34 protein-coding genes and 1 riboswitch are annotated in these 24725 nt (G+C 59.1%); of the genes, 6 read left to right on the forward strand and 28 right to left on the reverse strand.

Annotated elements, in window-relative coordinates:
* Positions 1-7 precede the first annotated feature (7 nt).
* The 5 genes from ACX82Z_RS11380 to ACX82Z_RS11400 are packed head-to-tail and all read right to left on the reverse strand — an operon-like array spanning position 8 to position 2076.
* Complete coding sequence (locus ACX82Z_RS11380; protein ID WP_459588836.1) at positions 8-400, reverse strand: hypothetical protein; 393 nt, start codon at positions 398-400, stop codon at positions 8-10.
* On the reverse strand, positions 397-963 hold the full coding sequence (locus ACX82Z_RS11385) for an MT-A70 family methyltransferase (protein ID WP_459588838.1): 567 nt from the start codon (positions 961-963) through the stop codon (positions 397-399). The genes ACX82Z_RS11380 and ACX82Z_RS11385 overlap by 4 nt, the downstream gene beginning before the upstream one ends.
* A complete protein-coding gene (locus ACX82Z_RS11390) occupies positions 963-1205 on the reverse strand; it encodes a hypothetical protein (RefSeq protein ID WP_459588840.1) in 243 nt (80 codons plus the stop codon). Before ACX82Z_RS11390 ends, ACX82Z_RS11385 begins: the two co-directional genes overlap by 1 nt.
* On the reverse strand, positions 1202-1444 hold the full coding sequence (locus tag ACX82Z_RS11395) for a hypothetical protein (protein ID WP_459588841.1): 243 nt from the start codon (positions 1442-1444) through the stop codon (positions 1202-1204). The genes ACX82Z_RS11390 and ACX82Z_RS11395 overlap by 4 nt, the downstream gene beginning before the upstream one ends.
* The gene (locus tag ACX82Z_RS11400) at positions 1441-2076 is read right to left on the reverse strand and encodes a regulatory protein GemA (protein ID WP_459588843.1); all 636 of its coding nucleotides are present in this window, start codon (positions 2074-2076) and stop codon (positions 1441-1443) included. The genes ACX82Z_RS11395 and ACX82Z_RS11400 overlap by 4 nt, the downstream gene beginning before the upstream one ends.
* Positions 2077-2359: 283 nt before the next feature.
* Here ACX82Z_RS11400 and ACX82Z_RS11405 point away from each other — a divergent pair, with 283 nt between their 5' ends.
* A complete protein-coding gene (locus ACX82Z_RS11405; RefSeq protein ID WP_459588845.1) occupies positions 2360-2653 on the forward strand; it encodes a hypothetical protein in 294 nt (97 codons plus the stop codon).
* Between the two features lie 57 nt (positions 2654-2710).
* Entirely contained in the window at positions 2711-3370 is a 660-nt protein-coding gene (locus ACX82Z_RS11410; RefSeq protein ID WP_459588846.1) for a hypothetical protein, read from the forward strand.
* Between the two features lie 379 nt (positions 3371-3749).
* On the opposite strand, the gene ACX82Z_RS11415 is transcribed toward ACX82Z_RS11410, so the two are convergent.
* The 16 genes from ACX82Z_RS11415 to ACX82Z_RS11490 form a co-directional block, all read right to left on the reverse strand.
* Positions 3750-4553, reverse strand: a complete 804-nt coding sequence (locus ACX82Z_RS11415) for a DUF6551 family protein (protein ID WP_459588847.1) — start codon at positions 4551-4553, stop codon at positions 3750-3752.
* Complete coding sequence (locus ACX82Z_RS11420; protein ID WP_459588849.1) at positions 4550-4861, reverse strand: winged helix-turn-helix domain-containing protein; 312 nt, start codon at positions 4859-4861, stop codon at positions 4550-4552. Before ACX82Z_RS11420 ends, ACX82Z_RS11415 begins: the two co-directional genes overlap by 4 nt.
* A 32-nt stretch (positions 4862-4893) precedes the next feature.
* A complete protein-coding gene (locus ACX82Z_RS11425; protein WP_459588851.1) occupies positions 4894-5193 on the reverse strand; it encodes a GcrA family cell cycle regulator in 300 nt (99 codons plus the stop codon).
* Positions 5124-5264 (reverse strand): hypothetical protein, encoded by a 141-nt coding sequence (locus ACX82Z_RS11430; protein WP_459911948.1) that lies wholly within the window; start codon positions 5262-5264, stop codon positions 5124-5126. The genes ACX82Z_RS11425 and ACX82Z_RS11430 overlap by 70 nt, the downstream gene beginning before the upstream one ends.
* A 3-nt stretch (positions 5265-5267) precedes the next feature.
* Positions 5268-5624, reverse strand: coding sequence for a hypothetical protein (locus ACX82Z_RS11435; RefSeq protein WP_459588853.1), 357 nt, complete (start codon positions 5622-5624; stop codon positions 5268-5270).
* 9 nt (positions 5625-5633) lie between these two features.
* Positions 5634-6302, reverse strand: a complete 669-nt coding sequence (locus ACX82Z_RS11440; RefSeq protein ID WP_459588854.1) for a DUF3164 family protein — start codon at positions 6300-6302, stop codon at positions 5634-5636.
* Positions 6295-6606 (reverse strand): hypothetical protein, encoded by a 312-nt coding sequence (locus ACX82Z_RS11445; RefSeq protein ID WP_459588856.1) that lies wholly within the window; start codon positions 6604-6606, stop codon positions 6295-6297. The genes ACX82Z_RS11440 and ACX82Z_RS11445 overlap by 8 nt, the downstream gene beginning before the upstream one ends.
* Positions 6603-6935: a hypothetical protein gene (locus ACX82Z_RS11450; protein ID WP_459588857.1), complete on the reverse strand. Its 333-nt coding sequence runs from the start codon at positions 6933-6935 to the stop codon at positions 6603-6605. The genes ACX82Z_RS11445 and ACX82Z_RS11450 overlap by 4 nt, the downstream gene beginning before the upstream one ends.
* A gap of 1 nt (position 6936) precedes the next feature.
* A complete protein-coding gene (locus tag ACX82Z_RS11455; RefSeq protein ID WP_459588859.1) occupies positions 6937-7308 on the reverse strand; it encodes a transcriptional regulator in 372 nt (123 codons plus the stop codon).
* A complete protein-coding gene (locus ACX82Z_RS11460; RefSeq protein ID WP_459588861.1) occupies positions 7305-7904 on the reverse strand; it encodes a hypothetical protein in 600 nt (199 codons plus the stop codon). The genes ACX82Z_RS11455 and ACX82Z_RS11460 overlap by 4 nt, the downstream gene beginning before the upstream one ends.
* Entirely contained in the window at positions 7904-8653 is a 750-nt protein-coding gene (locus tag ACX82Z_RS11465) for an AAA family ATPase (RefSeq protein ID WP_459588863.1), read from the reverse strand. The genes ACX82Z_RS11460 and ACX82Z_RS11465 overlap by 1 nt, the downstream gene beginning before the upstream one ends.
* A gap of 75 nt (positions 8654-8728) precedes the next feature.
* Positions 8729-10984: a transposase gene (locus tag ACX82Z_RS11470; RefSeq protein WP_459588864.1), complete on the reverse strand. Its 2256-nt coding sequence runs from the start codon at positions 10982-10984 to the stop codon at positions 8729-8731.
* Positions 10981-11445, reverse strand: coding sequence for a hypothetical protein (locus ACX82Z_RS11475; protein ID WP_459588865.1), 465 nt, complete (start codon positions 11443-11445; stop codon positions 10981-10983). The genes ACX82Z_RS11470 and ACX82Z_RS11475 overlap by 4 nt, the downstream gene beginning before the upstream one ends.
* Before the next feature lie 2 nt (positions 11446-11447).
* Complete coding sequence (locus tag ACX82Z_RS11480; protein ID WP_459588867.1) at positions 11448-12275, reverse strand: ParB N-terminal domain-containing protein; 828 nt, start codon at positions 12273-12275, stop codon at positions 11448-11450.
* Entirely contained in the window at positions 12263-12511 is a 249-nt protein-coding gene (locus tag ACX82Z_RS11485) for a hypothetical protein (protein ID WP_459588868.1), read from the reverse strand. Before ACX82Z_RS11485 ends, ACX82Z_RS11480 begins: the two co-directional genes overlap by 13 nt.
* Positions 12512-12614: 103 nt before the next feature.
* Positions 12615-12941, reverse strand: a complete 327-nt coding sequence (locus ACX82Z_RS11490) for a helix-turn-helix domain-containing protein (protein ID WP_459588869.1) — start codon at positions 12939-12941, stop codon at positions 12615-12617.
* A gap of 161 nt (positions 12942-13102) precedes the next feature.
* On the opposite strand from ACX82Z_RS11490, the gene ACX82Z_RS11495 reads away from it, so the two are divergent.
* Entirely contained in the window at positions 13103-13852 is a 750-nt protein-coding gene (locus ACX82Z_RS11495) for a S24 family peptidase (RefSeq protein ID WP_459588871.1), read from the forward strand.
* A 16-nt stretch (positions 13853-13868) separates the two neighbouring features.
* Positions 13869-14210, forward strand: coding sequence for a hypothetical protein (locus ACX82Z_RS11500; protein WP_459588873.1), 342 nt, complete (start codon positions 13869-13871; stop codon positions 14208-14210).
* 139 nt (positions 14211-14349) lie between these two features.
* Here ACX82Z_RS11500 and ACX82Z_RS11505 read toward each other — a convergent pair whose 3' ends face one another.
* The 6 genes from ACX82Z_RS11505 to ACX82Z_RS11530 form a co-directional block, all read right to left on the reverse strand.
* Complete coding sequence (locus ACX82Z_RS11505) at positions 14350-14670, reverse strand: response regulator (RefSeq protein ID WP_459588875.1); 321 nt, start codon at positions 14668-14670, stop codon at positions 14350-14352.
* Entirely contained in the window at positions 14667-15764 is a 1098-nt protein-coding gene (locus ACX82Z_RS11510) for a PAS domain-containing protein (RefSeq protein ID WP_459588876.1), read from the reverse strand. The genes ACX82Z_RS11505 and ACX82Z_RS11510 overlap by 4 nt, the downstream gene beginning before the upstream one ends.
* Before the next feature lie 233 nt (positions 15765-15997).
* Entirely contained in the window at positions 15998-18154 is a 2157-nt protein-coding gene (locus ACX82Z_RS11515; protein WP_459588878.1) for a sulfatase-like hydrolase/transferase, read from the reverse strand.
* A gap of 16 nt (positions 18155-18170) precedes the next feature.
* Positions 18171-18845, reverse strand: coding sequence for a YidC/Oxa1 family membrane protein insertase (locus ACX82Z_RS11520; RefSeq protein WP_459588880.1), 675 nt, complete (start codon positions 18843-18845; stop codon positions 18171-18173).
* 33 nt (positions 18846-18878) lie between these two features.
* A complete protein-coding gene (locus ACX82Z_RS11525; protein WP_459588881.1) occupies positions 18879-20336 on the reverse strand; it encodes a methyltransferase domain-containing protein in 1458 nt (485 codons plus the stop codon).
* Positions 20336-20575 (reverse strand): hypothetical protein, encoded by a 240-nt coding sequence (locus ACX82Z_RS11530; RefSeq protein WP_459588883.1) that lies wholly within the window; start codon positions 20573-20575, stop codon positions 20336-20338. Before ACX82Z_RS11530 ends, ACX82Z_RS11525 begins: the two co-directional genes overlap by 1 nt.
* A 317-nt stretch (positions 20576-20892) precedes the next feature.
* Positions 20893-21101, forward strand: a riboswitch (cobalamin riboswitch).
* Positions 21102-21214: 113 nt separating this feature from the next.
* Between ACX82Z_RS11530 and ACX82Z_RS11535 the strand changes: the two genes are divergently transcribed.
* A complete protein-coding gene (locus tag ACX82Z_RS11535; RefSeq protein WP_459588885.1) occupies positions 21215-22462 on the forward strand; it encodes an aromatic ring-hydroxylating oxygenase subunit alpha in 1248 nt (415 codons plus the stop codon).
* A gap of 10 nt (positions 22463-22472) precedes the next feature.
* Positions 22473-23564, forward strand: a complete 1092-nt coding sequence (locus ACX82Z_RS11540) for an FAD-binding oxidoreductase (protein WP_459588887.1) — start codon at positions 22473-22475, stop codon at positions 23562-23564.
* On the opposite strand, the gene ACX82Z_RS11545 is transcribed toward ACX82Z_RS11540, so the two are convergent.
* Positions 23561-24667 (reverse strand): pyridoxal phosphate-dependent aminotransferase, encoded by a 1107-nt coding sequence (locus ACX82Z_RS11545; RefSeq protein ID WP_459588889.1) that lies wholly within the window; start codon positions 24665-24667, stop codon positions 23561-23563. The two genes, ACX82Z_RS11540 and ACX82Z_RS11545, sit on opposite strands and share 4 nt — an antisense overlap.
* Positions 24668-24725: the final 58 nt, after the last annotated feature.

The following is a 24725-nucleotide window of genomic DNA, read 5'->3' on the forward strand; positions in this document are numbered from 1 at the left end:
AAGCTCGTCAGAGCAGCTTGCCCTGGGTGTCCTCTTCATCGCGCGTGCGGCTGCGATGAAGCGAGACGGTCGATCTTGCCACACCAACGCCGGCGGCGATCCGGCTGATTGAGTAGCCTTTTGCGTTCATTTCGGCAATGGCACGTGCGCGCTGCCGTTTCTGGCCGACAAGAGCAGGCGGAACGACAAGCTTCGAACCGCCCATCTCGGCGGCAAGCTTTTCAGCTGCTTCTTGTCCGATCAGCTTCGGCAACCAATGGCGAGCACCGAAACGCCGAGGGATGTAAATTTCCTGACAGGCTTTCTCCTGACCGATGAGCAGCGCCGCGCGCATGCCGGCGATATCGGCAATGCGGTTCAAAAGCGGCGACAGCCACGCCCGGTCGAGATCGTCGCTCATGCGGCCGTCCCGAATTTTTGCAGTTCGTTGCCCCAGACGTCACGGCCGGGCCACGGCTCGCGGGCGAACAGCTCGCATGCGAATTGATCAGGAAACAGCTGGTCGATGATGGCGCGGGCTTCCGGCGGTTTGCGGGAATGCTCGCGGCGCGGGCTCTCGATGAGATTGCGAACGGATTTCGAGCGTGTCCTGGGCTCACCGATCGTGCCGATCAGGAACGGCTCCGTCGACGAGCGAAGCACGTAGCCGGTGCCGAATGCGCGCTTGCCGCTGGGCGTCGTCTTCGTCCAGGAGCCACCGGTCTTATAAGTGAATCCCCAGGCTGACATGACGCGCATCGCCTGCGGCAGATGTGGCCACGTCGACCACATGAACAAGAAGCAATCGGGATGAGCCAGATGACCGACCGGAAGAGCACAAAGCTCCGCCTCGGACATGGTCGTGTAATGCGCTTCCGGGCTCTTCTCGTAACCCTTTTTCGATCGCATTGCGTACGACCACGGCGGATCGGCGAGGATCGCGCCATATTTCAGGGGGACAAGAGGATCAAATGGCCAGTCCATCAGGCGGCCCCGAACCGAATACCGCGCACTGTCGAGTGCAGCGACATGCATGGGCCGGACTTCCAGATCAGCGATAGGGTATAAGTCCCGTCCTTCCGACGATGCAGCGACGACTTTCGCGACAACACCCATCCAAGTTCGCGATCCCTGCCGAGCACCACCTCCGGCAGAACCTTTGCCGCCATCTTCTCGATTTCGCTGAAATCGATCTTCACGCGGCCGACGCGGCGACGGCGGCTCATGGCTTCATCTTTCTGGCGGAGTGCCATTTCGAGCGCAGGGCCGTCGTGACCGTCGCCGATTCATCCTTGTGATGCTCGATGACAAGCTTGACGTTCTCGACCGTCACAGCGACTGCGCCGAGGCGAACCGCGTTCACCGCGCGCTTTTCCAAGTGAAGACGTACCGCTTCGATATCGAGGCCGTGCGCCCGTTCCAGATAACGCAGCATGGCGTGATCGGTGATGTGAATGGGCTTCATGCCTTCACCTCGCGCACATGCTTGCCGAGCGTGTTCATGATGCCGATCCAATCCTCGGCCGAGGTCGAAGACGCGAAGCGGCCCTGGCCGAGAGCTTCGACCATCCAGCTCTGCAGCTCGTTGAAGCGGGCGAAGTCCGGATGCTGTCGGCGCAAAATCTTGAACTGGGCGCGGGCGATCCGGTAACCGTCGATCTGCGTGAACGTCGGCATGAGCCGGTCGACCGTCCAGTCGACGCCGGCATCGCGCGCCATCCACGCCTTCAGCGGTTCAATGACATGAGCTGCATCGTGAGCGTTGCGCAGGAATCGAGCGGCATCGATACCCGTCTGCCGCTTGATGAATGTCGTCAGCGCCTGGTCGCCCCGATCGCGGACGAGGCCGAGGTTCCATGCGCCGATCCAGAGTGCCTGAAGCTTCTTCGCAAAGGGGCCGTCAAATGCGCGTGAAGCGGCTTTCGAAGCCTTTTTAAAGCCCTGTTTGCGAAACTCCTCAACGACACGGTTGCGCTCGGCTTCCGACATCGTCTTGGCCGACTCTTTGCCGGTCACGCGGACGAGGACGGCGCGATATGTCTCCTCGTCCAGGCCGAGCTGTTTCTTCGCGACGTGCATGGCAGCTAGAGCACTCATGATAATTCGCGCTCCAGATCGCGAGCGATAGCAGAAAGGTTCAGTGAAACACTGACAACCCCTCCGTGGGTGCTAGGCGTGCTGTAGTCGTAGACCGAGAGAATTCGGTCGCCCTCATCGTTGCGCCGAAGATCATTTCCTCCACGTGCACCGCAGACTCGTGCAAGCGCATCCTCCAAGACTGCTACGCGAAGATGAATGGGCATTGTGTGTGAAAGCATGCTCATCACGCACAACCTCCGATTGGTAGACCGGAACAAGAATTCGTTCCTAATTCGTTCCCATGGGTAGAGAGGTCTTCACACTCGATGATGCCGAAAAGCTCGGGCAGACGATCGTCACATGGTGCGTCGGTTGCCGGCGCAAGCGCTACTACGATCCAAGAGACTTCATCCGTCTGTTCGGCCCGGTCGAGTGCCATCGCATTGAGCGGCGATTGCGCTGCCAGCGTTGCGGCACAGGCGACATGATGCGCTCGGACATCAAGATACTGTCTGCCGCCGATCGACAGAGCATACGAATGACGCGCATCAAGGAAATCAGGACGGTGCGCCGAGTGATCTGGGAAGACGAATAAGCCACCGGCCGATCGTTGATCTATGCTAGCGTCGGCGCTCACGTGTTGGAGCATCGAATGGGCGCAATGGGCGTAATCACCGCGTTTCTGGTCGGCGCGTTCGCGATGGGGTTTCTGTCTGACCAGTTTTCGGCCGGCTTTGATCTGCAAAGCTGGCAGACGCTCGCAACTGGTGTGCTTGCGGTTCTCGCAGCGCGAATGACTATCTTTCAGATGCAGCGCTCGGACGAACGACAACAGATCCGCCACCAACAACTGCTCCAGCTTACATTGCGTGGAGATCGAGCCCGCGTTCGGCGCGCAGTGGCGGCTGGCCATAGCCTGAAATCGTGGTCCGAGAGTGCTGCTCAGCTTTTGAAGCAGGTTGAAGAACAAAAGGCTGAAAAAGAAGGCTTCCAACCGGACTGGCATGCCAATTTCGATCATGCAGCAACTCGGGTCACGAAGCTGCTGCTGATCTTCGACGAAGCCGGCGCGGTCGACCTCTATGACGTCCACACCGCCGACTGGCGATACCGTTTCGGTGAGTGGCTGGATCGGTTGAACAAAGTGGTCAAAAGAGCCTATGGCGTACAGATACAGGGGCTCGCACCTCCCGCCAACATAGTGGAGGATTACCTCCACCTGCTTCGCATCACGGCAGATCACGCACGCGAACTGGCATGGAGCGTGGAGGACCTCGGAGCCAAATATGAAGACGACGCATTCATAGGTTGAAGCCGGTCGTTCAACTTGACGCGTTATTTCTCCACCACGCCTTCTGGAGCCGCCGAACAACAGCGCATACGGCTGACGCGGATCGAGGAAATCTAGACGGTTCGCCGCGTAATCTGGGGAGAAGAGAAGCGGGTTCATCAGGCAGCCTCCCCATAAGTCTTGCCATGCCGGACGAACGGCCGACCGCCTTCGCTCGCTTCTGCCGCGCGATCGATGCACCAAATATCGTGGATTAGATTTTTTGCGATGACCTCGGCTTCTGTCTGGCGCTGGCGGCCCCCTTTGCCCCTAGCGCGATTGGACAGCTGACGAACGCGGCAGCGCGGGCTGGTCTCGTCGCAGTCCGGCAACGTGCATGAAAAACAGGGATGGTCTTGCATCACCGTGCCTCCCCGAAATAGATCGTATTGACGCGTCTGCCCTTGTTGTAGAGTTCGGCGATCGTCTTCGAGAGGGCAGTTTCCGAGGAACCGCCGGACAGCTTGCGAAACGCCTCGGCATGGCCAGTAAGCGTTGCGATGCTTTCATTTCGGATTGCCGCGATCAGATCCTGATCGGCAACGGCCTTGCCATTCGCCTTGATGATGCGAGCCAAAGCGGTGATGAGAATTCCCCGAAGCGCCTTCGGCTCTTTCGGCCAGGCACCCCGCACGACGAGCAGCGCGCGCTTTGTGGCTGCATCGCCGTAACGCTTAATGCAGCGGTCGATGGCACTGATCGAGTTTGTGAGGTTCGGCCGGTAGTGGCCCTGCTCGGGAACAACGTCGCAGCCGGCCGACTTCAAAACACTCGATATGACGAGGATGTTCGGATCGCCTGCAGTCAAGCCTGCCCAATATTGCTCGACCGAGCTTACGGCCATCCGGTCGCGGTTGATTGCGAGAAAGCTTGCAGCCTCGCCGGCAACATCGTCATGGCTGACGATGACCGCCGGAACGGTATCGATGTCCGGATGAAGGGAGGCGGCTTTCCAGCGATGCTGCCCCTCTACGACGGAGTATCGGCCATCATCCTGACGCGACAGGACAATCGAGCCGAACTTCGCCCAGCTGAATGAGCGCAAAATCTTGTCGACCAGTCTCGATTTAAGTTCGCGTTGGTAGTTGCCGTCTACGTCGATCGCCTCGACAGACACCCATTCGAGCGACGGCCGTTCGCCGATCTCGCGATTGATCTCGTTCATGCTGATTTCCTCTCGGTGACAGGCACGAAGCGGTAGCCCTTGCCCCATTCGGTCAGGATGGTCAGACCGAGCGGCTTCAGCTTCCTGCGGATTTTGCAGACGTAGACGTCGACAATCTTGATCTCCGGCTCGTGCGCTTCGAGCTGGTAAAGCTCTTCGAGCAGGGACTGCCTGGTGACCAACCGGCCACCAGCCGAACGCAGTTTCTGGAAGAGGGTCTTTTCCTGCGGGGTCAGGACGGCGAACTGGCCTGCGTTGACGATGATGCCGGCCGCCTCATCGATCCGCAGCGCGTCATCGATCGGCAACTTTTGGCCGCAGCTGGGGCAGCACGCCGCGCTCATGCGGCTCTCACAAGGTCACGCGCCGCCGACTTTTCGCCTTCGGTGCCCGAACCCTTCGCGCGCATGCGATGGTGGGTGCAGTAGGACGATCCGATCGCGCTGGGCGCGCCGCAGAACAGATGCCGGCCATCATCCTCGTAGCGGTTGACCGGCCATTTGCAGTCGGTCCAGCCCAGCTCATCGAGAGGCCGGCGACGGGAATTGGCGTCATAGATTTCGTGATCGCTCATTGCCGCCCCCAATGATCCGGGTTTTCGAGGAAGCGTTCTTCGCCGCGCATGTCGCTGCCGCGCCATCGGGCGAAGGCCCGGACAAGCAGCGCCAGGGCGAGAGCGCCGGTCGCGCCGATGAGAAGGATTTCGCCCATTGCTCAAGTCTCCCTCGGCTCGATCGGGCCGGGGCCGGAGCCCTGGAGGTTCACTGGATCATCGCATCGAAACGGGTTCTCCTCAGGAGTCAGAAACCATGTTCCGTCGATGAGATCGTCCAGCCATTGGGAATGCGTGTGTTCCGCCGGCCGTGAAGTGACGGCTTCGAAATCCCGGACAAGGGCAAGCAACGCGGTTGCGCTCTTTGCTTCCTCGGCCGTGGCGGATTCCGGCACGGGCTCAAAGTCGTCGGCCACGGCGACGAGTTCGCAAATGCATTCGACTTCGCTTTGGAGGCTATCGCGCAGAACGTCGAGCGCTCGCTCCAAAAGGTCGGCAGAAACGTGATAGGTAAGCATCGCCGCCACCTATGCCTTGGCCAGATCGATGGTGATGGCGCGCCACTGGCCGTCCGGCCGGTCGCGCTCGTAGAACCGGACATATTCCCGGCTGCCGACGATGCGCATCGCGTCACGGATCGCGGCCTGCGCCCGCTTCCAGCGCTCGTCCTCGATGTCGAGCCGCAGGAGCGTGAAAATCTCCGATCGGTTGATCTGGCCCTCCTTGTCAGTGTTGAAGGCGCGGGTGACGACGGCGCGGATTTCTGGCCGGCTGTCGTCGGACCATTCGTTCAAGCACTCGTCGATGATGGTCTTGGCGACCTGCAGCTCCGGCCCGAAATCGACCATGTCGGACGTCTGCACCTGCACCTTCAAAAGCCCGTCAAAAGACTGATAGGTCCGGTTGCCCTTCACGCTCGATCGCGAGCGGCCGCCATATTCCTGGTCGAGGATCGCGTCGAACTCGCCGAGGTCCGTCATCGTGTGACCACGGAAGCGGGCAATCTGCGCGGAAAGGTTTCTGGCATGCGCGATGATCTTGCGGACGGTCTCGTCCTGCAGCTTGTCCTGTGCCTTCACCAACTCAGCCGGGACGAGCGCGCCCTTGGCGTCGGCCATATAGGGCTTGCCGTTGACCAGCGTGGTGCCGGCGTCCGGCTGTTCTTCGAGGATGCAGGCGGTCAGTGCTTCAGACATGTTCATTCTCCTGTTCGCCGCGTATCGCGGCCATGAGGCTGGAGACCATCGCCATCTGCGTCTGGATGGCGTGGTCACGTGTGTGATCGGTTTCGTCGTTGCCGGTGATCGGAATCTTGAGCGCCCGAACGAGCAGATCCGCTTCGAGCGCAACCGCCCAAAAACGCTCTGTCGCGTGGCAGAGAGCCAGCGCTTCGGCGGCAGTGACTGAGACTGCATTTCGGCGAGGGGCAGCGATGACTCGGCCGGCAACGTCGATGACGTCGACCCGATCAGCAGCGGCGATAAGCTTCTCGACGCTCATGCTGCACCGCCTGGCTGCCGACCATCGCTGAACGGCCGAGCGATCACCGGGAACAGATGGACGTTCGAGCCGGGCCGAGAAATGGCCGTCATGAGGTCTTGCGCGGCATGCTTATCGCTGTCGTCCTGCCGCTCATTCCAGCGTCGGCGTGAGATTTCCATCTCGATAAGACGGGCCTTCTTCTGCAGCTCGCGCATCTGGGCGCACATCGTGCGGACGGCCTGACCTTCGAGCATAACGCCACTGCTCTCGAAGTCGGCGAAGCGACTACGCAGTTCACGCAGGCCGTCGGAAACGTCGGAAAGGTTCTTGTTTGCGATATCGGCCATGTCAGTTTCTCCCATGACGCGAGTGCGGGCAGCCTGAGCGGCAGGCGTGGTAGAGCTGGGCGCGGAAGGCGGACGTCGCCCTAAACGGCTCGTCCTGCTCGATGAGGCAGCGGTTGCGGCCGATCTCGCCGAGGACGGGACAATCAACGACCGCCCCCATCAGCGCGCCGCGCACCATTTCCTCGACCTTTGCGAGGTTGCCTCCGTAGCTGTTGGAAATGACCTGGCTGACGGTGGCGGCCGAATAGTCGATTAGCTTTGCCGTTGCGGGCTGACCGATGCGGTCGGCTTCGCCCGCGAGCAGGCGAACCCACTCAGGAGCCGGCGACCATGCGGCCTCGGCCTTCTCGATGAAAAGCTGGCGCGGGTTCATGACGCTACCTCGCGCGTGGTTGCTTCGCCGATGACGGCATGGCTGTTGGGGTCGTAGACCACCTTGGACGTCAGCAGCTTGGGGGCGAGCGCACCGACATTACGCAGCAGCCTGAACTGGCGTGCGCGTAGAGGGCCGGATTTCGCCAAAATGCCGACACGGGCCAGTTCACGCACATAGCTGTCGGCCGAGTTGCGGTGGATCGTGCGATCGTCGGCGCTCGCGGCAGCGACAAGCTCGTCGATCGAGAATGACTTGAGCATCTTGATCGTGCGCCAGAGCAACTCGATCTGCAGTTCCGGCAAGATGGTGCCGTCACGCGATACCCTGGGAGCTTCGATCGGCCGGCGCGTCAGCTGGTAGAGCGCGATGGCCGGTGCCCCGCGATGGTGAGGACGCTCGCCGACTTGCTCCGCAAAGCCCGCCTTGCGCAATCGGGCGAGCCATTCTGCAACGGTGCCACGATTAAGGTTTGTCGCATTCATGGCCTCGCCGTTGGACCATGGGCCTTTTGCGTCGAGGTCGAGCAGCATGCGCCAAAGCCCGTCGCGGCCGCGCGGTGGATACACGTCGATTGAAAGGGGATCGTAGCTCATCAGAACCCCTTCCTCGGCGTTGGTATACGGGTCGCGTTGACACCGGCCGGGCCGCCGAAGGTCGCGAGGTCGACTGTGTCGAGGCCGCGCTCATGGGCGAGGTGGACGATGCGAGAGAGGTTGACGACGATGCGGCGGGTGTTCCCCTTCGTCTGCGCGAGTATCTCGGCAGCAAGGTCAGGAGCGACTTTGATCCCTCGGCACCTGGCCGTAACCAGGAGATCGAAGTCCTCGGCATCGCAGGGTTGCGCCGGCAGCCATTCGAGCACGCGGTTGTGCACGCGCTCGAAGTTCGAGAGCGCGAACGGCAAAGTCTCTTCGCCGATCAGGATGACCGGGGCACCGCTCTTGTCGGAGAGTTCGCGAAGCACGTCGACGAACCGCTTCGAGGCAACGAAATGCGCCTCGTCGACGATGAGCGGACGGCGGTTATCGGCGACCATCAGCATAATCGCCTCGTTCTTCATGTCCTCGATCGTGCCGCGCGGCTTCGGCTGACCGAGTTCCAGCAGTACCGACGACAGCAGCGAACGCGCCGTCGTGAACTGCCCACACTCGACATAGGCCGCGCGATAGCGGTTAGCGCCATACACCGCCGATTTCGTCTTTCCCCAGCCCGAAGGACTATGGAAACAGGCGAGACCGGGCAGATCGGCATCACGGTCGACCATCTTCTGCAACAGCGTCGAGAACGCAGCGACGTTCTTCAGCGGTGCGGGCCGATTGACTTTCAGGAAATCTGTCATCATTCTCCTCGTGCTTTCCCGCCACGCAGCGGTTTCTATTGGTCGGCCCAGCGTTCCAGCGCCGGGCCGATCGTCGTTTCAGGACAGGTACGCGTCCCCGAAATCTTCATGGATGGCGCTCTGCGCCTTGAACTCTGCGCTTTGCTCGTACCGGCCGAGCCAGATGCCATCGACGCCGTCCAACTGGCCGATTTCGGCAAGACGCCGGCACTCGACGGCGCGGCGGTACCGCTGCTTTGGCGTTTCAGGCATGGCGACGATGTTCGTCTCGGCGGGGATGTGGGCGGTACGCTCGGCCTCGATCTCGCGCTCGCGGCGCTTCACGAGGTCGTTAGTGCGACGTTCCAGCTCGGCGTCGTCAGCACGGCTCATTTCCTCGATCAGTCGAAGCTGGGCTGCGCGCGTTTCATCGCTGGGAGGAGGCGCAACGTCCGGACGACCGACGTCCAGTGCGGCTGTGATGGCGGGTGTGACGTGCTGCTCTTCGCGCTTTGGCAGGGCCACGACGTTCGGCTTGTCGCGCAGCCAGACTTCGCGCGCCCGCTCAATGAGGGCGGGGCCGCTGCGCAGGCCGCGACGAACTTTCTCGATCTCGCGCGTCTTCTCGCGAATGATCTCGGACTGGATTTCGCGCTGCGCCTTCACCCAGTCGGCCGGGTTGATGCCAGCGAGTTCCGCGCAAATAGCCTCGCCAAGATAGCTTTCGTCGACGACGCTGAAGAGGCGGATACGTCCCTTGTCGGCCGGATCGTGGCGAACGAGAGCGCGGGTGCCCGGCAGAACGGAGCCGGTCAGATAATGGTAATTGTCCACCCGGAACCCGGTCTTCTTCATGATGCGGGTGCCATCGCCACCGGCGATCGGCGCGAGCAGGACATCGAGCGCTCGCTCGTCGACGCGGCGGATTGTGTAATCGGCTGACGCGGCGACCTCGAAGGGCGTCCGCTTCAGCGCGGAATGGATGGCGTGCTGATATTTATGCTCTGCCCAGGCATCGAAATGCTCCTGCAGTTCGGCGGCGGTGCAGTGAACTGCGAAAGTGTCGGCATCGTCCTCGCCAAGGCGCTGGGCGAAGGACTTGCGGCTCTCGATCGCCTTGCGGTCGGAGACGCTGTGTCCGACGAAGCCTGGAACGAGGCCGACCGCCGAGCGCTGGAACGATCCGATAACGCGTTCGACGAAGCCCTTTTGCTCGGGCGAGAAGGCGTCCGACGTCTGTACGTCGATCTTCAGATCGTCTTCCAGAAGGCGCTTGGTGGATCGCGCCGTGAAATCCGAACCGTTGTCCGTCTTGATCTCGACCGGCGCGCCCCAGGCAATGATCGCCTTGCGAATAAGAAGGGCGACGGCCGAGGCACGTGGCGTCTTCGATACGAGGATGATGACGCGGCGCGTGGCGATGTCGATGCAGACATAGACCGAATGCCGACCGTCTGTGCAAAGCGCGTCGACCGGCGAGGCGTCAATCTGCCAGTGATGGTTCGGCGTCGTGATGTGCCGCAACGTGCCGACGCCGGCCAGCTTCATGGTGGAGCGGAAATGGTCCGGATTGGTCAGTTTCAGGAGAACGACCTTTTCCGTGTCCTTCAGCTCGGCGATGGTGCGTTGGAAAGTGCGGATCGGCGGCACCGAAACGAGCTTTTCACAGCCCTTTGAAACGACCTTCAACGCATCGCCGAACTCGGCTCGAACCTGATCGCGTATCTGGTCGGCCTGCAGGTGCGGCTGATGGGCAATGATGCCGAGGATAAAGGCCCGCACGCTGCCATTTTCGGCGGTGTCGAGAATGCCGGTTCCTTTGCGCGCCGCACCACGATCGACCGCAAGCGACTGGCCGTACCGCTTCTTCGATGCCCAGCGCTCCAGCGAGCCGCGCGAAAGCTTCGGTACGATGTCCATGATCCACGGATCGGCTTTGATGCGGCCCATGTTCCAGTCGGCGCTGAAAATGGCCATCGCCTGCCGGACACGCAGGTTAGTGCCTTTCCGGAACCGCTCGAACTGCGCGACAATGGCGAGGCGTGCATCACGCTCAAGCCCGGCACGGCCGCCGGATGGAACTTGCGGTAGTTTGGTCGGCTCGTCATTCGCTGCGGCCGGCATTGCGGGTGAGCCGACGACAATATGGCGGGAGTGGTACTCAACACGCGCCAGCGTCGGCAGAAGACGGATATGGTACTCCATGCCGCCGCCACGGCCGGCGCGCTTGCGAGCATGGAATTCGTTGGCGTTCCAACCCTCACGCTCGGCGAGGTCATTGACGCCACGCTTCGTGAGAGGCAGCTGCGGCAGTCGAGCGTCGGCGATTTCCTGCGGGGTGAGCCACTCTCTCATGACTTCCTCCGGATCTTCGCCTGGAGGGCGGCGGCACGAGCTTCAACCTCGCGTTTATGCTCTTCAAGCTGATGCAGTTCGAACAGATCAACGTAACGGTCGGGCACGACCGCCATGCGGAAGAGGCCGGCAACGAAGCCGAGTAGCTCCGTTTGACCTGTTGCATGGACGAGGGCGAGAAAGGCATCTAATGGGATGCGCCTGTCACCGCTGGCCTCGCTCGCCCATTTGTCGAGTTGATCGTCGGAGACTTTGCGGCCGAGCCAGTTCGCCATGCGGCCGACAACGTCCATGCGGGTGATGCCCGCATCTTTCGCATCGCGCAGCGCCTGTCCGATGACACGCGAAATCTGGCTATCGAGATCGCCGCGACCCTTCACCTCGTCGGCATAGGCGACGGTCACCCGCTCGGGTTCCCATGCGAACAAATCTTTGGTGTGGGGGTCGCGGTGGCGCGTCATGCTCAGGCCGCCTTGCTCGCGCGTTCATCGCGCTTGGCGATCCAGAGGCGGATTTCACTCTCGTTCATCTCCAGAAAGGCGGAGCGTTCGCGTTCTGGCAGTCTGGAAAAGCGCTCCGAGAGTTTCGCGTAGACCGGCTCCGGCTTGATTGGTGGCACTGTGCCCAGCTGCAGCAAGGCATCGACGACCGTCTGCGCCGTAGCAGGCTCGGATGTCAGCATATCCGCGACGGCCATCTGCATCGCAGCGGACTGCTCGGCCAAAAGCAGCAGTTCGCCGCGCTTGTCGGAAGACGGGTGGAGGGCAATTTTCGTCGCGGCCTGCCCGTCGATCGAGGCGATCTTCAGCAGCAGAAAAATGGTGCGCCGGCTGAGGTCGAGAGCGGCTTGAGCGGCGTCCGTGAAAATGAGTGCACATTGTGCACTCTTTTCGTCGAGCGACAGATCGACGGCCTTCCGGCCGCGCTTTGCGGGATGAAGAGTTTCGTAGGCATCGCGCCAGGCAACAAGATAACGGGCTCGATCGAGCACCGTAAGATCGCCGCGCAACATATCGGCCTTGATTTCGGCGAGACGCACCGACGCTTCGTCGGCAAGCTCGGCGGCCGGGATGACCGTCGCGCTGATCTCTTTCCAGCCAAGCGTCTGGGCGGCTGCAAGTCGCCGGGCACCGGAAACGAGCTGGTGACGATCGCCGCGCTCGACGACGCGGATTGGCTCCTGCAGACCTTCTGTGCCGATCTCCTCGGAGAGCAGCTTTACCCAGGCTGGATCGAGTGCACGCAGGCGGTTGCCAGCGTCGATCGAGGCGATGGAAATCATGGATGGCATTCGGGTCTCCCGGTAGACTGAAAAAGATCAGGTGTGTTGGCGGCCGGCACACGCAGGGCGAGCCTTGCCGTCTGGATCATGCGTGCGCGGACGAGTTTGCAGGTCGAGGGTTCGTGATGGATGCGGGCTTTGTCGTCGACGGCCAGTTCCGGCGCGGGCATGGTGAGCGTTGCCTCCGGAAAGGTGCGGGCCCATGTCGTTGCGCGGGAGAGGAACACGTCGACGGTGTCGGTCATGGCCGGCGCTGCTCGCGGTGAGCGTTGAAGAGGGCGGCGGTGACAAGGATCGCGATCGGCGCGAAGAACAGCGCGGGGGCGAATATGGTTAACATTGCCGCCATCACGCCACCGACCGACGTTTTTCGTCTGTGGGCTGAGCGCGCTTTTGCCGGGACTCTTCCCCGTTCTTCGGGGTAGGTTTCACATGGCTCGAACGCGAGCGAACGTACCAGTCGGTCGGGAACAGCGTGTCGAAGGGGATATCCAGCGCAACAGCGATTGCGTCGGCTCCCTTTCGATTAAGTCCCATGAGGGCAAGGCGGCAGGCACTATCAGAAAGCCCGGCGTCGCGCGCAATTCCGCTGAGGGACATGCCGCGCCGATGGATTTCCGCCTTAATCGAATGGCGGTCCCATTCGGCTGGTGGCGTCGCGACGTTTCGCTTCATTTGGGCTCCTCGGTGACGCTGGCTGGCAGGCCGGCTTTCTTTCGGGGTGTGGTCAACGGATTGTGTAACGGAAGATAGGTCAAATGTTAGGTAACGGCAACCAATATGTTGGTTCCCACTTCCAACATCTTGCTTTGGGCTGTTGAGAGGAAATTGTCTAAATGCTTTCAACACCTTCTGATGTTGACGCGAGCTCGGACGAAAGTGGGAACGACCTTCCCACTTTCGACAAGGAACGCGGAAATCGCCTAAGATCTGTCGTCAAAGCGATTGGTCAGGACGAATCAGTGCGCGCGTCAGGCAAGGGCTGGAAATCACTGTCCAGATACTTCGCTGGACATGAGCCCCCAGTGTCGGTTGTAGTGGGTCTGGCACGCGCGGGAGGCGTAACGTTGGACTGGCTAGCAACTGGATTGGGAGAGAAGCGCGGGCATAGCTCAGCTGTGCGCCGGCTTCGTGTATCGAATGATAAGCGGGAGGATCAGCAAGATGCTGCGTTAGTCCTTCTACCTCGGATCAGTGTCGAGGCAGCTGCAGGCGCTGGTGCAATCGTCCATAGCGAACAGGTCGACGAGTACGTCGCCTTCTCGGCAGAGTGGCTTCGTGCGAGGCAAATTCGCCCTTCATCGGCGCGGATTTTGACCGCGAAAGGCGACTCTATGGAGCCAACCATCCGTGATGGAGACATGCTGATCGTCGAGACAGCTATCGAGCAAGCGGTAGACAACGGAATCTACTGCCTAACCTACAACGGCGTGTTGCTCGTTAAACGTTTGTTTCTAAAGCGTAATGGTGGCTTGATCATATCCAGTGACAATAAGATTGCGGGCATCGATGAGGAGATTGAGCCTCACGAAGTGCCAGCAGTGCATATCGCTGGCCGTGTCATGTGGCATGGCAGATCGATTTGACATGCGAAGGATGACGATGCGTGGATTCGTATTGATTGCCTGCCTGACCGTCGCACTGCCGGTTTCTATGCATACCGGCAAGGCAGCAGCCAACGACGAGCCGGCTCTGGCCATGGTGTCTCTTGCCCGCGACTGTGCAGCTCACTTCGACGATGAAGCCCATCTTAGGGGAGCGGTACGAGCTGCCTGGATCGAGCTTGAAGGCAAGGGATACTCACAAGCCGACTTTCGTGATGCGGGCGCGGCAATCAACAAGCGCCCCCTAAATGTACCTAGCCGGACGGACTGCATCGACAACATGCAGCGTGCCCTCAACGTTATAGCTGGCGAGGTAAGCCGGCGCTTGATCGATGACTAGTTGCCGCACATGAAATGACGCGGCGGTTTTAGGCCGCTGAAGGCCTCCGCTGCCCTCAATCCCTTGCGCTGTCTCGGTTTGTCCCGGCTGTTCCCGGCCAATCCCGCCTTACCCCGCCATCCTCATATGAAGTGTCGCGTTACATTACGCCATGCGCTCCGCCGAAATCATCCGGTATTTTCTTCGGATTCGCGGTGACGAACACGATGATCGTATCCGGCCAGCGCTTCTGGATGAGCTGATTGACGTCGAGACCACTGGTGCCTTGCGCAAGCTGGATGTCGACGAACGCCACGTTGGGCGATGCGTTGTCCTCCAGACTTTCGACATCGTGAAGGGACGCGGCTTCGGCTATGACCTTGTGCCCTTCGTTTTCAACCATGAACTCGATATCCATGGCCAGAAGCGGCTCGTCCTCGACGATCAGGACACGCAACGGAGGGGTAGGACGATTTTTCATGAACGCACCGATACAATGAGGGAGACTTTCGTACCGGGGGCACGGTTTTCCCATTCCACATGAGCAGATGACTGTTTCGCCAGACGTTCGACAATCCGGCGGCCAAGACCATCGATCCCGCGATCGAGCGAGTTGAAACCTGGACCATCATCGCTGATCGATATGATGACGTCCTCGCCGTGCGTGGCAGCCGAAATATCGATTGTGCCGTTGCTACCGGTCATGCCGTGACCGATCGCATTAGCCAGAAGTTCGTTGATCACCAGCCCGAGGGCAGCCGCGTAGCCGGCCGGCACTTCGGCCTTCCGGATGTCGGTGCGCAAATGGATGTTCTTTCGCCCGGACGCATGGACGAGATCGGTCGCAAGGGTGGCAGCGAACGCGCCAATATCGAATTTCGTCACATCGTTAGACTGATAGAGCTTGCGGTGAACGACGGCCAGCGCATCGATCCGCTCCATCATCGAGCGAAGCTTGCCGGCCGTCCGTTCGTCATCGATCTCGCGAAGCTGGAGACGCAGGATCGAACCTATCATCGTGAGATTGTTCTTCACGCGGTGGTCGACTTCGTGCAGGAGCACGTTCTGGGCTTCGATCGCGGCCTCGAGATCGGCCGTGCGTCTTTTGACTTGACGCTCAACCGACTGCTTCTGCTCGGCGACGCGCGATTGTGCGTCCACGCGGTCCGTTACGTTCATCTGCGAGGCGAAGAAGAACTTGATCTCGCCTTCCTTCGACCGGACTGGGCTGAGATAAAGGGCGTTCCAGAAGGTCGAACCATCCTTGCGGTAGTTCAGGAGATCGATCGCGATGTCTTCTCCGGCCTTGATCGCCTCGCGCACATTCGAGATCGACTGCTGGTCAGTCTGCGGTCCCTGCAGAAATCGGCAATTCCGGCCGATGATCTCATCACGGTCGTAGCCGGTCAGCTTCTGGAACGCCTCGTTCGCAAAGACGATCGGATTGTCGGGCTGCGCCGGATCGGTAACGATCATGGACATACGGGTGGCGCGAACGGCGGCTGCAAAGGGATCGCCGCGCCCATGCTCATATTCGATGTCTTCGGTAAGATGCCAGTTCTCGCGATCTTTCAATTCCAGTCTCCATCGCGAGCCGCGCCTTCCAACAATGCCGCCATCACCGCGTGGTTCCACCATCGGTCGACGACGCGCCAGATTCCTCGGCTGGCTAATCACCGAAACGCCAGTCCGGTCTAAAAGGCTGTCATGATCGTCTCGTACGGATTACAAAGTAGCCGGCGCTGGTGGCGACGCGACGAAACATGCAGTATAAAAAATAAACCAAAATATTTTTTATTTACAAACATCTACTGATAATTAATATCGATTATCGGAACCAAATATCTTCCGTTACCCTCATTTCCCACAAGATAGAATTCCACTTTCTGATCTATATCATTAAAGAAATTACTTTGTATAAGGTACGAAAAATCGTACGACATATCACTCACTCTATTAAGTTCAGAAACGTATCTGATTATCCCATCAACGCTCATAGCTATAGCCTTCTCGCTCTCCCGAACGCTATAGCTATTTCCCTGCCAAAGCCTCGCATCGGCAAATGAATACCTAAAAAATTTGTCAGCATGCTTTTCAGGTGCCGTGGTCAGATATGAATCCATTGTCGTCTGCAAAAAGCGCACCGACAGGGCTCGGGCGGCTTCGATATCAAAACTGTCGACTTTGGAGTTCAACAGACCGGCATCCACCGCTCCCGTGAGCATCACGTCATCCCATGAAGAGGGGGTTCCGAAGATCGACGTCCTGTAATCCACCGCCTCGTGGAGAAAAGGCATGACATCTTCTGGGATATCGAATTCCTCGAAAGCGAAATTACGAATTTGCCGGCCACGTCCTATTGGTCGATCAAAATCGAGCGAATCCATGTTCAAATCCAGTCCAGCGCGCATATCGTCCGGCGGCGTTTGGTTCAATGTCCGTAGGACAGTAGGCAGAAGATCTATTGTCTCCATAGGAACATCTGTGGTTCGACCTGCGATTTGATCAGGCAATTTAATAAATAATGGCACCGAAGCGATGTCTGCCAGGTGATGACCTGAGCCTGCAGCAGACGCCCTAAAGTCACGGGTGCCCGAACCGGCTCTGTATCCCCTTCCGTGGTCAGCCGTCACTACTATCAAAGAACGTTCCAGTAGCCCCTCCGCGTTCAGTTTGTCGAACAACTCCCCCAGGAGTCGGTCGGCAAATCCGATCTGATGGATGCCACGCAGATAACCTAACTGGGCCCAGAGCTCATTGTCGGACCATATCCCGTCACGCTCGCCCCGCACCGCGACGCTCTTGCTCAGATAGTAGTCTCCGTTATGAAAGAAAATGTACGGCGAGTGAGGAAGCAGCAGATGATGGAAGAACAGGGGAGACTCTTTGCTCGAGGAAATTTCAGCCAGTGCCCGACGGAAATGATCGACCCGTCCAAAAGTCCAATAGCCTTCGGAGGAGGTGTCGTTTCCAGCCTCGCCGCCAAAACCCATCCACTGGTCGCCAATTGGAGATATACCGAAAACGGCGGGATCAGGGAGCACCATGTGGCTGGCCAGCACCCGGATATCGCTGAACAATCCTGACAGGCGTCGCATGGTCGGAAGCGTTTCGTTAGCGCACATCTGTTCAGGGCAGAGTTTCGTCAAAGGCTCGTGAGCAATCACGCGCCTTCCCGGGCCGAAAAGGGTGAAAAGGTTGACCGGATAGCTGTTCGTGTCGGCTATTCTTATAAGCTCAGTAGGCTTCCTGCCGGACATAGAGGCCGGGATAGACGCCAGCGTCGACATGTAAGCGGTTGTTCCGTTGCGAAACCAGTAACTTGTGTCCGCAAGCCTTTTGAAATTTGGAAAGAGCGCGCCATCGATCTGCAGGTCCTCGGTCAAAATGGCCGTAAGCGGAAACTCATCGAAGGTGAGCCAGATCACAGGGGTGTCCGGGGCAATGGGTTGTGCGGCATCCACCGGCATTTGATCATCTGCCACATTTGTAGCGGGCAAATAGATTTGGCGAATGTTGGAATCCAGGAGAAACTGGACGGGCAGGACGACTATGCCGATCGAAGCGAAGCCAACCACCGAACCGACAGCAGGGTATCGAATATAGGCAGCAACGAAGATGACTGCCGACACCAATGCGATAGCCCATATCCATGCAGGGTCGACACTCAGAGCGCTTTTCCAGACAACGAGCGCCAACACCGAAGCCGCGATAAACAGCGCTACATCCAATATGACACTACCAAGGCGAGCGGAAATGCGTCCTGCGATCCAGCATATGGCAGCTACAAGAAGCGTAAGCGCCAACGGGCCGATTATCGACACGGCGACGATCATAAGAAAAACGTCTACCGGCTGCGTCTGGTGAGCGACAAAAAACGTCGGGTTGTCGGCCAGAGAAGAGTAGATCAGCCCAATGGAAATGCTGAGAATTGCAAATAAATGAAATAGACGGGTTCGCGTCATTTTCCGACCCCTTTTTTTATCTGCTGGTTCGAGCGGCAAACCGCATAAGCAATGAAGACAAGAGCGAAATGAAATTGCTTGAGGCCCAATAGAGGCACACCGCGGAAGGCGCCCAATAAATAAGCCCCAACAAAACAATAGCGACTATGAGAAACCGCCTGCGTGTAGATGCTGTCGCTAAAGGATTTACATAAGAGTCCACTATCCCCAATAGCGTCAATCCGATCGGCAAGAGATTGATGGAAATTCCTGCAATTTGAACGAGTTGATCCGGCTCCAAAAGATTGTCGACAACCAGAAACGGAACGCCTTGCAGAGCGGGATAGCTGCTGAGAAGAATAAAGGCACTTAGTAGAAACGGAATTTGGAGCGCCAGTGGGGCCAGGCCGGAGAGCGACTGTATCGGGTGATAACCGTGTCTGGTATATATAGCCTCGATAGCTTCAAATCGCGCTCGGCCGGACAAGCTCGATTTGGCGTCCGCCAAATCGACAGCCATTTCGTCCTGTTTTTGTTTTTCTCTGGCTTGAGCTTTCCTTGCGGCACGAGCGATCGGCCACGTGATCAAACGTGCCGCAACGCTCAGGCTTATAATGGCGAGGCCGAAGCTACCAGTTGCTTGATGAACAGCATCCAAGATAATTTGCATGCCATAGATGATAGGCTGCGAAATAAAAGCTAGTATTTCCATTCGCCCCCGCTACCCTCTCCGCGAACGCAAATTTCACTGCGGGGTCAAATGATACAGCTTGCGATGACTTCCCTTTAGAGATTGGGACGATTCAATCGTGAAAATCGATGAAGCAATCGTTTCGAATTCTGCTTCCGTCATTTCCCCGTACTGATTGACGCGCCCTCTCAAAAGCATCTTCGACATGGCGTCCTCGACGCTGACAAATTCGATCACGATCTCGCTATTGAAGCTTCTCAGCCATTGAAGAAACTCCGCCAGCGGAATGTTCGCCGAGATGACGATGTGATGAATGAGCGCAAGACAGAGTATCAGGTCCGGCTTTCCGCGATTTACAAATGCCTTTCTTTCACCGCTCAGCCACCCCTGTCCTGGTGACGGGTTCGCCAAGTTGAGCGTCAGCGGGAGTATGTTTCCGGCGGCCGCGCTTTTAAGACCATAGTACAGGTGGTCTATCGCCTTTACGTCGCCGTCCACCGCAACGACATAGTCTGCATTGTCGGAGCAAATTCTCGAAAAAGTGCCAGTATTGCATCCCAGATCCCACACCAGTTGGCGGTGTTTTTTTGCCGACACCCGACTTACGAAATCCCGCTTCACGTCGAAGGATGAGTCGCTATAGCTATGGGTGGTGTCGTAAGCACTCCAGGTGGTCGGCTCTTCCCCCGATGAAAGAGCGTTTATCGTCCGACGCAGACCCTGAAGCGTACCAACCACCATCGCCTTCGAATGGTGGAGCTTCTTATGTTCTGTCGGGACCTGATTGGCATCTTCGGTCAGGCGCTGCGCTTCGGAAAGTTGCGCCCGAAAAGACCGTTCCTGCATGCTCGCATGTAGCTTTACGTGCGAAAGAACGCCTTTCTTGAATATCGCCAGATTGCCGATAACCTTGTTGGCGACAAGCGGGTCGATGCCTTCGATATTACCCCTTAGGAAGGGCTGGAAATCGATGCCCTTGTAAGCTTGAAACATCAACGGATAAAGAAACTGCATGCAGAACTGGCGGTATCCGACCCACGGGTCGCCTTCAGCATGAGGAACGAACGACGGAATATCGATGAAGACCGGTTTCGCGGCGATAAACTGAATGTTGTAGGCGGTTGCGTCCTTGAGCGTCCATCCGCTTTCGTGCGCGCTCTCAAGAATGTCGAGCGTAAGGAGTGCAGCATCTTTCAGCATTCCGAACGACCATTCATACGGATATGAGATGAATGGAATACGTGCGTGCTTGAGATGCCTTGGCCATTGGCCCGGACGCACCAGCGCGGACTCGGCATGCTCCGTTTGTATGATTTTTCCGGCGTCGACGAGAGCCTGATAAAACGGCTCTTGACACAGCAACTCCCAATTCGCGGCGGCGTCCTCGCTTATTCCGCGGACGATTGCCGTTCCATTATCGTAGACGCGGTTATTACGGTCTCGGAAAGACCCGGAATCTGCAACAAAATCGGTTTCTAGCGGGGGACGTGCCTTTGCGACGCTCCCCATCATTATCTCGACCCTGAGGATTTTTCAGCGCTTTTCGCCTTTTCCTTGTCCGCATTTTTCCCGGAGAAGAAATCCGTGATCCGATAATAATATCTGCGCAGCGTATAGGCCGCGGCCGCAAAGAATCCTATGATCGCAGTCGTGACGACACTGCCCGTTCCGGGATCGATATAGGCGAAAGAATCCCGAGTCGTTAACATGAACGCAAAGAGCGCGTAGATAGGCAGGCGTGCTTTCATCATTTCAAGTATCCAGACGTTCTTTAGGGCGTCATAAAATTTGCCAACATATATTTAGCCGGATGTTAATGGCATTTGGATTGCCGGCTGGCAAGTCATGGTGGGCATGGTCCACAAATGACAGATGCGAAGCGCTCGCCGCTGCCGGTCAAATATTGGCAATCGGGACGGCATTGGGCCGTATTGCTTCTGTCCCCGCTCTCGGTCTTTACGTAAGCCACCGCCATCCCAAATCGCCCGGAGAGACATTTTGATATGAACTGCGTCGCCGGACGCTTATCCGATGTCGCAATCATGCGACTGGAATCACGCGCCGGATGATTAAGTCGTGCCATTCAGGTGCCGCGTCCGATCACTTCGGGCGAGGAGAATTGGGAAGCCGGTCGGATGCCGGCGCTGCCCCCGCAACGGTGGTGGAGATGAAGTCGCAGCGGGAGCCACTGGGCGAACAGCCCGGGAAGGTGTTGCGGCGGGCCTTGCAGAAGGGTCGCTCCAGAGTCCGGAAACCAGCCTGAAGAGGTTTGAAACCGACTGATCGCGGTGGGCGATCGAGAGGCGAATGCATGTGGGCAGCGAAACGCCCACGCGTTCTCCTTTGCCATCTCCACCAGTTCAGTCTTCGCATTGAAGGCAGGACAGGACATGGATACGCGCAAGGAAATGCTCGAAAGACTAAAGGCAAGGCAGCCGGGCTATAGCCTCGACCGCGCCTTCTATACGGACCCCGATTTCTTCAAGCTCGACATGGAGCTGATCTGGTATCGGGACTGGCTGTTCATCGGCCATGATTGCGAACTGCCCAAGCCAGGCAGCTACATGACGGTTCAGGTCGGTGAATATCCGGTCGTCGTCGTGCGTGACGCAAAAGGTTCGATCCGCGCGTTCCACAACACGTGCCGCCATCGCGGCTCGCGCGTGTGCACTGCTGCCAAGGGAACGGCCGCAAAGCTTGTCTGCCCCTACCATCAGTGGACGTACGACCTTGACGGCCGTCTCGTATTCGCGCGGCAGATGGGGGCGGAATTCGACGCTTCGCAATTCGGCCTGAAGCCGATCGCCTGCGAGGGCGTCGCCGGCTACCTCTTCATCTGCCTTGCCGACGAACCGGCGGACTTCGCGCCGGTTCGGGCAAAGCTCGAGCCCTATCTCGCCCCGCATCGTCTGACCGAAACGAAGGTCGCGTTCGAATCGACCATCATCGAGAAGGGCAACTGGAAGCTCGTCTGGGAAAACAATCGCGAGTGCTATCACTGCGCGGGCAACCATCCCGAGCTATGCAAGACCTTTCCCGAAGCGCCGACCGCTGTTGGCGTTCAAGGGTCGAAAAGCGACCCTGAGATCGTTGAACACTGGGACCGGTGCGAGGCGGCCGGATTGCCGAGCACGTTCGAGATTTCAGAAGACGGACAATATCGCGTCACGCGCGTACCGCTCGTACGAGACGCGGTCAGCTATACGATGAGCGGCAAGCGCGCGGTGAAGAAGAACCTGTCCGATTCCGTTTCGACGGACCGCATCGGCGCGCTTCTTCTCTATCACTACCCGACGACCTGGAACCATGTTCTCGGTGACCATGCAGTCACCTTCCGCGTCTTGCCCATCAGCGCCACGGAAACGGCGGTGACGACCAAATGGCTCGTTCACAAGGATGCCGTCGAGGGCGTGGATTACGACCTTGCCGAACTCACCCATGTGTGGACGGAGACGAACGACCAGGATCGGCGGATCGTCGAGGAAAACGCGTTCGGCATCACCTCGCCCGCATATCGACCCGGCCCCTATTCCGAGGAACACGAGGGCGGCGTCATGCAGTTCGTCGAATGGTACAGCAATTTCGCCGAAGACCGCCTGACGGGTGACGCCAAGCCGGCGCTGCGCTCGGTGGCCTGAGGAGAACGAAATGAACGCGACGTCCCTTTACAAATATCTGGACGAGATGGCGCCGTGGGACGACCGCCTTCAGGTGCTCGAATGCCTGCGCGTCGTGGACGAAGCGCCGGACGTGAAGAGCTTCGCATTCCGTTCGGATAGCCAGACATGGTTCCGCTACCAGCCCGGCCAGTTCATCACGCTGGAACTGCCGGCGGAGCCGGAACCACTGATGCGCACCTATACGCTCTCGTCGAGCCCGTCGCGCCCATTCTCCATCGCCGTGACGGTAAAGGCGCAGGCCGATTCGATCGGCACGCGCTGGATGTTCGACAATCTGAAGCCCGGCGACCATGTAAGGGCCTTCGGGCCGTCGGGCGATTTTTCGCTGCATAACCATCCTGCCGCCAAATATCTTTTCCTGTCGGCCGGTTCCGGCATCACGCCGATGATGTCGATGCTTTTGTGGCTCAACGATTTCGCGCCGCAAACGGATGTCGCCTTTATTAACTGCTCGCGTCGCTACGAAGATTTGATCTTCCGCCGCGAACTGGAACTCGTCGGCAACTACATGCACGGCCTGTCGCTCGACTTTCTTCTGGAAGAACGCGCGCGGCGCGAGGGCGGCTTCGGCCATGTCGGGCGCATCGACGGCACGCGGCTGAAACTCCTTGCGCCGGACTTCGCCGAGCGGGAGATATTCTGTTGCGGGCCGGACCCATTCATGCGCGCAGTGCGCCAGATCCTTGAAGCCGAAGGCTTCGACATGGCGCATTATCATCAGGAAAGCTTCGGCGCGCCGACGATCGAGCGCGTTCAGGCGCCGTTCGAGGAAATCGTCAACGCCGAACCGCCGGCCGACGCACAGCCGGTGCGTTTTGCCTCGTCCGACGTCGAGGCGATGTGCCTGCCCGACCAGACCATCCTGCAAACCGCGCGCGCGGCGGGTGTGCGTATTCCGGCCGCTTGCGAGTTCGGTCTTTGCGGAACATGCAAGACGATGAAGCTTTCGGGCGAAGTCGAGATGAGCCACAATGGCGGCATCCTCGATCACGAGATCGAGGAAGGCTATATCCTCGCATGCTGCTCGCGCCCGCTCGGGCCGGTGACGGTCGAAGCCTAACCGCGCGCGGCGGCAAGCGCTTTCGGAAGCTCGGCCTCGAACAGATCGATCTCGGCGGCCGGGCCGACCGAAACGCGGATGCAGCGGTCGAGAACCGGAGCCATCGGCTTGCGCACGAACACGTCGCGAGCGATCAGTTCCTGCATGACTTTCAGTGCGAAGGCACCATCTTCACCACAATCGATCGCGACAAAATTGGTGGCCGAGGGGATCGCGGCCAGGCCGTTCGTCGCCGCTATGTCGTAAAGCCGGTCGCGGCAGGCGGCGACATCGCTTATCACCTTTCGCAACCAGGCTTCGTCGTCGAGGGCGGCGAGCGCGGCAGCCTGCGCCATGCGCGTCATGCCGAAATGATTGCGCACTTTCTCGAACGCATTGATCGTTGCCGCTTCGCCGATCGCATAGCCGCAACGCAAGCCCGCCAGCCCATAGGCTTTGGAAAAGGTGCGCATGCGCAGCACATTCGCACGCTCGATATCTATCGGCGGCAAAGTGCCGTCCGGCGCGGTCTCGCCATAGGCCTCGTCGAGGATGAGCATGGTCGTTTCGGGAAGCGCTTCGATGAAACGTTCGATCTTTTCGGCAGACCACCATGTGCCCATCGGATTGTCGGGATTGGCGAGATAGACGACCGGTGCGTTCTCGCGTTTGACGGCATCGAGGAGTGCGAAAAGGCTTTCGCGATCGTCCTCATAAGGAACGGTCACGAGCCGCGCGCCGAACCCGGCGACATGGTAATTGAAGGTCGGATAAGCGCCCAGCGAGGTGACGACCGCAGCGCCGCGATCCGCCCACAGGCGCACGACGAGGCCCAAAAGCGCGTCGATCCCCTCCCCGATCACGATATTCGTCGCCGACACCCCGTGCTTTGCGGCCAGCTTGGCGCGCAATTCAGCGCTTTCGGGATCGCCATACATCCACACGTCCCCAGACGCGGCTGCAATCGCAGCCTTTACCGACGGCGACGGCCCGAACCCGCTTTCATTTGCGCCAAGGCGCGCGCGAAACGGGCGGCCGCGCTGGCGCTCCTGCGCCTCGGGGCCGACGAAGGGCACGGTGGCGGGAAGGCTTTCGGCAAGCGCCGTGAGGTGTGGTCGGTTCATTGAAGGCGTCTCTGTTGGCTGCCGAGCCACTAGCGGTCAACCGGCGAAACATCAAGAC

It is taken from the genome of Aliihoeflea sp. PC F10.4, from assembly GCF_054612275.1.

Coding starts and splice junctions, on each gene's coding strand:
- ACX82Z_RS11450 (WP_459588857.1), bottom strand. CDS start 6,935: ATGGCCGATATCGCAAACAAGAACCTTTCCGACGTTTCCGACGGCCTG.
- ACX82Z_RS11425 (WP_459588851.1), bottom strand. CDS start 5,193: ATGGCGCGGCAGCGACATGCGCGGCGAAGAACGCTTCCTCGAAAACCC.
- ACX82Z_RS11530 (WP_459588883.1), bottom strand. CDS start 20,575: ATGATGAAAGCACGCCTGCCTATCTACGCGCTCTTTGCGTTCATGTTA.
- ACX82Z_RS11390 (WP_459588840.1), bottom strand. CDS start 1,205: ATGAGCCGCCGTCGCCGCGTCGGCCGCGTGAAGATCGATTTCAGCGAA.
- ACX82Z_RS11485 (WP_459588868.1), bottom strand. CDS start 12,511: ATGACCGACACCGTCGACGTGTTCCTCTCCCGCGCAACGACATGGGCC.
- ACX82Z_RS11405 (WP_459588845.1), top strand. CDS start 2,360: ATGGGTAGAGAGGTCTTCACACTCGATGATGCCGAAAAGCTCGGGCAG.
- ACX82Z_RS11410 (WP_459588846.1), top strand. CDS start 2,711: ATGGGCGCAATGGGCGTAATCACCGCGTTTCTGGTCGGCGCGTTCGCG.
- ACX82Z_RS11545 (WP_459588889.1), bottom strand. CDS start 24,667: ATGAACCGACCACACCTCACGGCGCTTGCCGAAAGCCTTCCCGCCACC.
- ACX82Z_RS11380 (WP_459588836.1), bottom strand. CDS start 400: ATGAGCGACGATCTCGACCGGGCGTGGCTGTCGCCGCTTTTGAACCGC.
- ACX82Z_RS11400 (WP_459588843.1), bottom strand. CDS start 2,076: ATGAGTGCTCTAGCTGCCATGCACGTCGCGAAGAAACAGCTCGGCCTG.
- ACX82Z_RS11385 (WP_459588838.1), bottom strand. CDS start 963: ATGGACTGGCCATTTGATCCTCTTGTCCCCCTGAAATATGGCGCGATC.
- ACX82Z_RS11440 (WP_459588854.1), bottom strand. CDS start 6,302: ATGTCTGAAGCACTGACCGCCTGCATCCTCGAAGAACAGCCGGACGCC.
- ACX82Z_RS11465 (WP_459588863.1), bottom strand. CDS start 8,653: ATGATGACAGATTTCCTGAAAGTCAATCGGCCCGCACCGCTGAAGAAC.
- ACX82Z_RS11415 (WP_459588847.1), bottom strand. CDS start 4,553: ATGAACGAGATCAATCGCGAGATCGGCGAACGGCCGTCGCTCGAATGG.
- ACX82Z_RS11445 (WP_459588856.1), bottom strand. CDS start 6,606: ATGAGCGTCGAGAAGCTTATCGCCGCTGCTGATCGGGTCGACGTCATC.
- ACX82Z_RS11500 (WP_459588873.1), top strand. CDS start 13,869: ATGCGTGGATTCGTATTGATTGCCTGCCTGACCGTCGCACTGCCGGTT.
- ACX82Z_RS11430 (WP_459911948.1), bottom strand. CDS start 5,264: ATGGGCGAAATCCTTCTCATCGGCGCGACCGGCGCTCTCGCCCTGGCG.
- ACX82Z_RS11455 (WP_459588859.1), bottom strand. CDS start 7,308: ATGAACCCGCGCCAGCTTTTCATCGAGAAGGCCGAGGCCGCATGGTCG.
- ACX82Z_RS11475 (WP_459588865.1), bottom strand. CDS start 11,445: ATGACGCGCCACCGCGACCCCCACACCAAAGATTTGTTCGCATGGGAA.
- ACX82Z_RS11395 (WP_459588841.1), bottom strand. CDS start 1,444: ATGAAGCCCATTCACATCACCGATCACGCCATGCTGCGTTATCTGGAA.
- ACX82Z_RS11490 (WP_459588869.1), bottom strand. CDS start 12,941: ATGAAGCGAAACGTCGCGACGCCACCAGCCGAATGGGACCGCCATTCG.
- ACX82Z_RS11495 (WP_459588871.1), top strand. CDS start 13,103: ATGCTTTCAACACCTTCTGATGTTGACGCGAGCTCGGACGAAAGTGGG.
- ACX82Z_RS11515 (WP_459588878.1), bottom strand. CDS start 18,154: ATGACGCGAACCCGTCTATTTCATTTATTTGCAATTCTCAGCATTTCC.
- ACX82Z_RS11460 (WP_459588861.1), bottom strand. CDS start 7,904: ATGAGCTACGATCCCCTTTCAATCGACGTGTATCCACCGCGCGGCCGC.
- ACX82Z_RS11525 (WP_459588881.1), bottom strand. CDS start 20,336: ATGATGGGGAGCGTCGCAAAGGCACGTCCCCCGCTAGAAACCGATTTT.
- ACX82Z_RS11520 (WP_459588880.1), bottom strand. CDS start 18,845: ATGGAAATACTAGCTTTTATTTCGCAGCCTATCATCTATGGCATGCAA.
- ACX82Z_RS11540 (WP_459588887.1), top strand. CDS start 22,473: ATGAACGCGACGTCCCTTTACAAATATCTGGACGAGATGGCGCCGTGG.
- ACX82Z_RS11470 (WP_459588864.1), bottom strand. CDS start 10,984: ATGAGAGAGTGGCTCACCCCGCAGGAAATCGCCGACGCTCGACTGCCG.
- ACX82Z_RS11435 (WP_459588853.1), bottom strand. CDS start 5,624: ATGCTTACCTATCACGTTTCTGCCGACCTTTTGGAGCGAGCGCTCGAC.
- ACX82Z_RS11505 (WP_459588875.1), bottom strand. CDS start 14,670: ATGAAAAATCGTCCTACCCCTCCGTTGCGTGTCCTGATCGTCGAGGAC.
- ACX82Z_RS11535 (WP_459588885.1), top strand. CDS start 21,215: ATGGATACGCGCAAGGAAATGCTCGAAAGACTAAAGGCAAGGCAGCCG.
- ACX82Z_RS11480 (WP_459588867.1), bottom strand. CDS start 12,275: ATGCCATCCATGATTTCCATCGCCTCGATCGACGCTGGCAACCGCCTG.